Genomic DNA, 6,719 nt, shown 5'->3' on the forward strand with positions numbered 1-6,719 from the left:
TCACCTGCTTTCGTGTCGTATGGGGCCGTAGCGCGCCCAACCGTTCATAGGAGCGGCGGCGGAGAGGGTGCCGCCTCACCCGCCACTCACGCGTCGGCCTCGCGTTCGCCCCAACTCAGAACGGACATCAGCTGATAGTACGCGAGCGGCACGATTCCGAGGGTCAACGCTGTGGAGAACAACGCGCCGGCTGCCATCGTGAGCCCGAGTCCCTGGAGCATGGGGTCGAAGAACAGTACACCGTCGCCAAGCACAACGGTCAGCGCGGTAAGGACGATCGGCCGAAGCCGCGTCTCGCCCGCGAGAAGGACGGCCTCCCGCACGCTCGCTCCCGCGGCGACGCGCTGGCCGGCGAAGTCGACGAGTAGAATCGAGTTCCGCACCATCAGCCCGGCGAGGGCGATCACCCCAATCACCGCCATTCCCGAGAGCGGCATGCCCAGGATGAAGTGCCCAGGGATCACGCCAATGAACGCCATGGGGATCGGAAGCATAACGACCCATGGAACGAGGAACGATTGGTACCATGCGACAAGCATCACGTAGATGAGGAGCAACACGATCGCGAAGGCCGCACCCAGGTCGCGGAACAGCTCGTACGTCACGGTCCATTCCCCGCCCCAGCGGACCGCGAGCTCGTCCGACTCAGGCGCGTCGGAGTTCCAGAGCGTGCGAACCGGTCGAGCTCGTGGGCCGACGTCCTCGCCCAACCGCGGACTCAGGTCGATCGCGTTGTAGATTGCTCCTGCACCCGTGACCTCAGCGGTCACCGAGACGAACGGTTGCAGGTCTTTTCGCATCAGAGGATAGGTGCTTCGAGTCGGCGCACGCTGCCAATGTCCGAAGCGTGGACCGGCGGCCCGACCATCGAGCTGAAGTACAACGAGCTGAGATCGGCCTCGCTGGCGCGATGGGCGCGCGCCACCTGAAGCCTAACGGCCACGGGTTCTCGTTCTCTCGGCAGGTAGGCCCACCCGCTGGTGTCCCCGTGGAACAGAGTGCGAACGGTGGTGGCCACTTGCGCCGGAACGACGCCCCGCACGGCGGCGTGCTGCTGATTCACCTCGTAGCGCAGCACGGGAGGGCCGCGGCGCGCCGACCAGTCCACATCGACGATGCCAGGCGTCGACTCGAACAACTGCTTCACCCGTTGCGCGAGCGCCATCCGTTGTTCTTCGTCGGGGCCGTAAATCTCGGCCACCAAGGCGGCTTGGACCGGAGGTCCTGGAGGAAGCTCAACCACCGTTAGCCACGCATGATCGTGTTCGAGCGTTCTAGCCACCACTCGGCGCACCTCGGCGGCGACCTCGTGACTAGTCCTCTGCCGATCTCCCCTCGGCGTTAGCCCGATTTGGAGCTCGGCTTGGTAGCCTTGCTGCCTCAGCATGTAGTGGCGAGCCACGCCCTGGAACGTGATGGGACCGGCGGTTCCCACGTAGGCCTGAGCCATAACGACCTCGGGTATCTCCTCAAGCGCCCGCGCGACGTCGGTAACGCGCCCGTATGTATCCTCGAGTGTGGAGCTGGGTGGCAGGTCGATCATCACGGACATTTCGTCCACATCGGCAATCGGCATCATCTGGACGACCGCAGCCCGAGCGACAACGAGCCCCAGAGAGCCGAGGAGCAGGAGGATGGCTACGGTCCAGACGGAGGCTGCGCGCCAGCCACGCGACATGGCCCACTCGAGGCTGCGTCGATACAGACCACGTCGCGGGACCATGGCAGCCGGAGACGCATCCTCCGAGCCGCGTTCGCGACTCGGGTGTCGCAGCAGTCGGTACGCGAGGTACGGCGTCACGGTGAGGCGATGAACAACGAGTACACCATCGCCACCGACGCACCGATAGGCAGCGCGCGCAGGAACTGTCCCATCATGCCGGAGACGAACGCGGTGGGCATCAACGCCGCGATGACGGTGAACGTGGCGAGAATGGTTGGGTTGCCCACCTCTCGAACGGCCTCGAGGGTGACCCGCGCCAAGTCCTTCTCGCTGCCCCGTTCCTGGTAGTGGCGGTGGATGTTCTCGATGATGACGATCGCATCGTCGACCAGAATCCCGATCGCGAAGATCATCGACGAGAGCGTCATGCGATTCAGCGTGAAGCCCGTCATCTTGTAGACGAACGGGACGATCGCGAGCGTCACGGGAATCACGATGGCCACGATTACGGCTTCGCGCCGACCAAGCGCCAGCGCGATGAGGAGGACGACCACCAGCGTCGCGATGGCCATGTGCTCGATCAGCGTCACCACGCGGTGTGTCGCCGTTCGTCCTGTGTCGCGCGTGACGCTGAGATGGACATCACGCGGCAGGGAGCTCCGGTGCGAGCCTATCGAGCAGGCCCCGCGCACGCTCCGTCAGACCCGCGGCGTCAACGCCACTGACCTTGTGAATCGCCAGGGTCACGGCGGCGTGCGACGCCCAGCCGTCGCCGCGCTGCAGGTGGGCCACATAATCTCGCGGCTCGGCCACGCCATCGCGGACGGTCGCAACGTCGCGGAGATAGACGGGCCCGGCAGGCGTGGCTGCAACGACCAGCGCCTCTACGTCTTGGGCGGACGAGAGCAGCGCTCCAGTCTCAACGCGAAAGCTGCCGCCCGGACCCGCCAGTTCGCCCGCCGGCAGCCGGACGTTCGCCGCCTCGACGGCTTGGACGATACGGTCGGCGCCGAGACCTCGCTCCGCGAGCCGGTTCGCGTCCAGCTCGACGACGATCTCGCGGCGAGAACCTCCCGTGAGCTGAACGCGCGACACTCCGGGAAGCGACTCGAGCTCGCTGGCCAGCTCCGCTGCCAGCCTGCGAACGAGGACGGCATCGTCCGACTCGTGCCAAAGCGTGACGGCGAGCACCGGAACGTCCTCGATACCTCTTGGCACCACCAAGGGCGGCGGAACCCGCGCGGGAAGAGAGTCTCTGTTCGCATTCAGGCGCTCGTAGAGCTGGCTCAGCGCCAGATCGCGCTCGACGCCTTCCCGGAACTGCACCACGAACAAGGCGGCGTCGTCAGTGGCCGAGCTGATGACATGCTCCACCGACGGGATCTCGAGAATCCATGCCGCCACTGGACGAGCGATTCGCGCGTCCACATCCGCAGCGCCACGACCGGGGAACGCGACGAACACGTCAGCGACAGCGACGGTGACCGACGGGTCTTCTTCCCAGGCCGTGGTGTAGATGGCGAGGATCCCCAGAGCCAGCGAGACGAGGATGATGAGCGGCGTCAACTTTGAGCGAAGGAACGTGCTTGCGACGCCGCCCGAGAAGCCCAAGGAATCGTCCCCGTCCCTCATCGCGCTTCCACAGCCACGCGCCGTCCGTCGGACAGGCACTGGGCATCGAGAGCGACGGCGACCCGCTCACCCGCCCGAAGTCCGGACAAGACCCGCACCGTGTCACCGCGGTCCTCGTCGATCACCACCCAACGCAGCCTCGCCTCCGACTGGTCGGTCACCACGAACACCCCGGTGAGTTGTCCGCGCTCGAACAACGCCGCTCTCGGAATTCTCGCGGCGGAGACCTCCTCTCCGCTGGCCTCGACGGGGACCTCGAGGGTCGCGAACATGCCCGCCTGGTACGAGCGACTCGGGTTCTCCAGCACCAACTGCAGTCGCAGCCCGGCAGCACGAATGTCTCCCGAGGGGATGACCCCCTCCACAGTGCCAGCGGCGCGCGCTCCAGCAAGGTCCATGAACAGCTCTTGCCCAGGGGTCAGGTGCCTTGCCAGATCGGGTCCAATGGGAGCGACGACCCGCAACCGCGAGTCGTCCTCGATGACGGCCACGGGCTGCCCTGGTCCGACGAGGTCTCCGACCTCGACCAACCTTCGGACGACCACGCCTGCAAACGGCGCTTCGACCCGCGCGTAGGAGAGGTTCACGTCCACTTCACCGATGACGGCGCCTGCGGTCGTCGTGGCGGCCGTTGCCTGCGTGAGCATGGCCTCTGCTTGCTCGAGCTGCGCCCCCGAAATCGCGCCCGAAGCACGGAGCGCGCGCATGCGCTCCACGTTCACTTGAGCAAGGCTGAGAGCCGCTCGTGCGACGTCCTGACCAGCTGCGGCCTGCTCGCGTCGCCTGCTCAGGTCTCGGGTATCGAGCCGCACCAAGAGTTGCCCGGCTAGCACTCGCTCGCCCTCTCGAAACGTGGCTGCGGTGACCCTGGCCATGACCCGCGCAGACGGCGTGGTTCGTCGCAGCGGCTCTGCGACCCCAACAACGGTGGTGGAGCGAGCGGTTTGGTCCAGCGTGACTGGCTGAACTTCCACCGAGCAGGGGGGGAGGTCTGCGGTGCGCGCAGGTGCGGAGGCAGCAGGCTCGCTGCACCCACCCAAACCACCGAAGAGAACCAGAACGAGCAGCATATGGGAGGAACCAGGCGCAGCACAGCTCGAGACCTTGCGACGCAGGTGATTCACGGGGACTCCCCTTCGATGGCTACTGGATCCAACCCCAGGGCGCGCCGCCAGCGGACCTGGGCGCGCAAGACGCCGTATCCAGCGTTGACTTCAAAGAGTCGCGTCGCATAGAGCAGCGACTGAGCGTCGAGCACGTCTGTGCTCGTACCAAGCTGCTGCGCGAAGCGCTGCTGTACGATCTCGAGATTCTGCTCGGCCTGCGTCACCGCACCGCGCACAACCTCCAGCTGCGCAACGGCGACGTCGACCTCGGTTTCAGCCTGCATAGCCGCCAAGCGCAGACCCTCCCGCGCTTGGGTCTCGGCTGCTTCAGCCTGCAGGGCTCGAGCCCGTGCGGCATCGATTGCGTAGTAACCGCTCCCCCATTCCCAGATGTTCCAACTGAGCTGAACCCCAACAAACCAGGCGTTCTCGGGTTGGAACTGCACGCCCTCGACGTGCTCCGCTCTGAAAATCGCGTTGACCTCGGGCGCCATCTGTGACCTCGCGACACGCACACCGACGCGCGCTTGTTCTACGCGTGCTCTCACCGCTGCGAGCTCGGGCCTGCTGTCCGAGTCACCCTCGGGCGAAGCATCGCTCCTCGGGCTCGTTACGGCCACACTCGGTGCTGGCAGGTCCGCCGGCCAGACCTCGCTATCGCCGGGGAAGCCCATCAGAAAAGCGAGATGCGCTCTCGCGAGCCTCGCGCCGGCCGCGGCTTGCAGCTGAAGCACACGAGCTTCAGCAAGGCGGACTTCGGCTACCAGCACGTCGTTGCGCGTGATCAGTTCGTTCTCGTGGAACTGCCGAGCTCTTTCCACATGAGCCTCGATGGTTCGCACCTGATCTGCGGCAAGCTGGCTCATTCCTTCGGCCTCGAGTGCCTGCACGTACGCTTCGCGACGGCCAGGACCACGTCGGCTCGAGTGGCACGCTCCTCATGGCGCGCCGCGTCTTCGCCAAGGGACAGCGCCCGGTGACCTTGGTAGACGGTCCAGAGGCCGGTCAGGGGCTGGACCACCGTGGCCGAGAGCTGCATCGTGGTGGCGCTACGCTACAGGGATGGGTGGCACGCTCAGTGGCCCGAATGGTGCGGGAACGGGGATGTCGAGGGGCAGCGAAAAGGGTGCATTCCAGCGCAGCAAGTTGGCATCGAGCCGGACCACCGGCCCAAACCGACCGCGAGCGCTGCGCCGCATCGCCGTCGCCTCTTCGCTCGCGGCGGCCGCTCCGTCGACACTAGGTACCGCGTTCCAGCGCGAGTCGGACGCACTCCGTCAGCGTACGGCGAGGCCGACCCGTGGGGTCTACGTCTGGATTGACCGTGACTGGGTCTGTGCCCTCTTGCGCGCGTGCGTGGGCTGCCATGAGCAGCACCGCGACCAGCAATACGATCCTGCAGGAGCAGTTCACGGCTGTCGCTCCGCGCGGAGGCCGCAGAAGATCATGTCGAGCAGGACCGGCACGTAGTCCTGAAGAGCGACCGGCAGTTGCCCCGGATCCATCGAAAGACGGTGGCGCTGAGCGCGCCGGTGACGAGATAGGCCGTGTTCCAGGTGTCGAGAGGGCGCAGGAATCCATTGGCCACTCCTTCTTCGAGGAGCGTTCGAAACGCCGTCACCCAGCGAAGATACGCGTCGCCGACGGGGTCTCCTGTGCCCGCCAACTCCCAGTCCATGGAGGCCCGTTCCGATGCGAACGTTATGAAGAACTCGCGCTGTGATTCGATGGTCGTCAGCTGGCGGCGCAGCAACCACTCAAACCGTTGGTCAAAGGGCAGGGTGGGCAGGAGCGGGTCACCGAATGGGGCGAGGACCACATCCGCGGTGTTGTCCAACATCGCTCGGTAGAGCGCTTCCTTGCTCTCGAAGTAGCGGTAGAGCGAGCTGGGAGACATCCCAGCCTCACGAGCCACATCGTCCACGCTCGTGCCGTGGAACCCTTTCTTGGCGAAGGCGCGGGCGGCCGACTCGATAATCTCGGACCGGGCTCTGGCGTGGCGCCGTTCCTGCGTTGGGTTGCTCATGGCGGTCTCCGAAGCGAACGGTCCCTTCAGCTTAGAGTGCGCTCGTTCGCGTGTCAACATCGTCTCGTTCCTCCTGGGCGCGGATCCACTCAGGGGGATAGGGAAATGACGACCCGAGGAATTTCAGGCGCGGGGTGCGTGTTCCGAGGGTGAAGAAAACCAAACACCCCGGGTAGCGGCCCGGAGATGGGAACGGCACCCGCGGATGGAACATATCGAGGATCGGAAGGGTGCGCTCGTGGAAGCGGGCGAAGGAAATGGCGAAGCGGCTGGCAGTCGCGCTGCGTGGCAC

The 6,719-nt window shown here is 65.8% G+C and carries 7 protein-coding genes; all 7 read right to left on the reverse strand.

Translation table 11 applies throughout. The features are described from left to right. Nucleotides 1-86: 86 nt before the first annotated feature. The 7 genes from IPI43_29960 to IPI43_29990 all read right to left on the reverse strand — a co-directional run bounded on the left by IPI43_29960 (nt 87) and on the right by IPI43_29990 (nt 6,427). The gene (locus tag IPI43_29960) at nt 87-800 is read right to left on the reverse strand and encodes an efflux RND transporter permease subunit (GenBank protein ID MBK7778287.1); all 714 of its coding nucleotides are present in this window, start codon (nt 798-800) and stop codon (nt 87-89) included. Next, nucleotides 800-1,801 (reverse strand): efflux RND transporter permease subunit, encoded by a 1,002-nt coding sequence (locus IPI43_29965; GenBank protein MBK7778288.1) that lies wholly within the window; start codon nt 1,799-1,801, stop codon nt 800-802. The genes IPI43_29960 and IPI43_29965 overlap by 1 nt, the downstream gene beginning before the upstream one ends. Further along, a complete protein-coding gene (locus IPI43_29970; GenBank protein ID MBK7778289.1) occupies nt 1,798-2,355 on the reverse strand; it encodes an efflux RND transporter permease subunit in 558 nt (185 codons plus the stop codon). The genes IPI43_29965 and IPI43_29970 overlap by 4 nt, the downstream gene beginning before the upstream one ends. Next, nucleotides 2,306-3,229: an efflux RND transporter permease subunit gene (locus IPI43_29975; protein MBK7778290.1), complete on the reverse strand. Its 924-nt coding sequence runs from the start codon at nt 3,227-3,229 to the stop codon at nt 2,306-2,308. The genes IPI43_29970 and IPI43_29975 overlap by 50 nt, the downstream gene beginning before the upstream one ends. A 62-nt stretch (nt 3,230-3,291) precedes the next feature. Continuing rightward, the gene (locus tag IPI43_29980) at nt 3,292-4,269 is read right to left on the reverse strand and encodes an efflux RND transporter periplasmic adaptor subunit (GenBank protein MBK7778291.1); all 978 of its coding nucleotides are present in this window, start codon (nt 4,267-4,269) and stop codon (nt 3,292-3,294) included. 146 nt (nt 4,270-4,415) lie between these two features. Then, nucleotides 4,416-5,291, reverse strand: coding sequence for a TolC family protein (locus IPI43_29985; protein MBK7778292.1), 876 nt, complete (start codon nt 5,289-5,291; stop codon nt 4,416-4,418). Between the two features lie 554 nt (nt 5,292-5,845). Then, a complete protein-coding gene (locus IPI43_29990; GenBank protein ID MBK7778293.1) occupies nt 5,846-6,427 on the reverse strand; it encodes a TetR/AcrR family transcriptional regulator in 582 nt (193 codons plus the stop codon). Nucleotides 6,428-6,719: the final 292 nt, after the last annotated feature.

The sequence above is a fragment of the Sandaracinaceae bacterium genome, assembly GCA_016706685.1.
Lineage (GTDB): Bacteria > Myxococcota_A > Polyangia > Polyangiales > Houyiibacteriaceae > JADJJE01.